Origin of the sequence: Streptococcus pseudopneumoniae (assembly GCF_001072315.1) — a bacterium.
GTDB lineage: Bacteria > Bacillota > Bacilli > Lactobacillales > Streptococcaceae > Streptococcus > Streptococcus pseudopneumoniae_R.
This window is the reverse complement of sequence record NZ_JVLI01000151.1, coordinates 1-929: the sequence shown is the minus strand read 5'-3', so window position 1 is coordinate 929 and position 929 is coordinate 1. Positions and strand designations below refer to the sequence as shown.

The window sequence follows — 929 nt, the reverse complement described above, 5'->3', positions numbered from 1 at the left end:
TTCTATCAAGATGATGGTGCAATCTCAAAGTCAGATTGAAGTATTGTACGGTAAAGAAAATACAAAGACGATTATCAATAACTGTGGTGCTATTCTTTATTTAGGCTCCAATGATTTAGATACGCTTAAGTACCTATCTGAGCGATCAGGGAAGCAAACTTTGAATGATCAGAATTATAGTGAGAGCAGAGGAAGAAATGCCAGCAGTTCTAAGCAGAACTCTAAAATTGGTCGAGAGCTGTTGACACCGCATGAGGTGGCTACGATTGGAACAACAGAAGCCCTACTCTTCCTATCCAAACAAAATGTTTTTCGAGATCAAAAATTTAACCTGGACACGCATCCAAGAGCTTACCTCTTAAGTAATGACCCGAATGATGACAACTGGTATCGATACAAGCGCTATCTAAGCGATATTGATGAGTGGAAATCTCAGGTTGGGGAAGAAAATGTTATTCATATTGGGATTAAGGAAGTTGAGGAAGTTCCTCTTAAAGTAAGTTAGGAAAGAAAGGAAACGAAATAGAATGAATACACTACCACAAAAACAATTTAAACGAATGAAGCGTGAAGTTGAGGAAGAAACTGCTCGAGGGATTGGTTATTTTGAGGGGGTTTTAGAACATATCCCTTCTTACTCCCTATCTGAAGCAGTAAAAGAGTTGGCTTTATCTGGCTGGATTACTCCTCATACAGATGTCGTTGATGTCCAAAATATGATTCTTACTGAATCTATAAAATGGATGAACTACCAGGACTTCAAAGAAGTCGCTCCCTACTTGTTTTCTTACCCTCGAGAGCAACGAGACAAAGATTTATTGGTTCAACCAGTGAAAATCTCCAGAGAGTATTTTGAGGAATTACAAGCCAATGCAGAAGAATTATTTCACTTGAAACAAGACTTGCTTCAGGTTAATAATCAATTAGAT

Annotated in this window: 1 protein-coding gene and 1 pseudogene; both read left to right on the top strand. The window is 38.0% G+C overall.

Annotation, left to right across the window (positions count from 1 at the left end; translation table 11 throughout):
- Window positions 1-505 (top strand): type IV secretory system conjugative DNA transfer family protein (locus ADH54_RS07820; RefSeq protein ID WP_152904042.1); only part of this gene is annotated, 505 nt, incomplete at its 5' end.
- Window positions 506-527: 22 nt separating this feature from the next.
- Window positions 528-929: pseudogene (locus ADH54_RS07815) on the top strand (hypothetical protein); the annotation flags it as partial.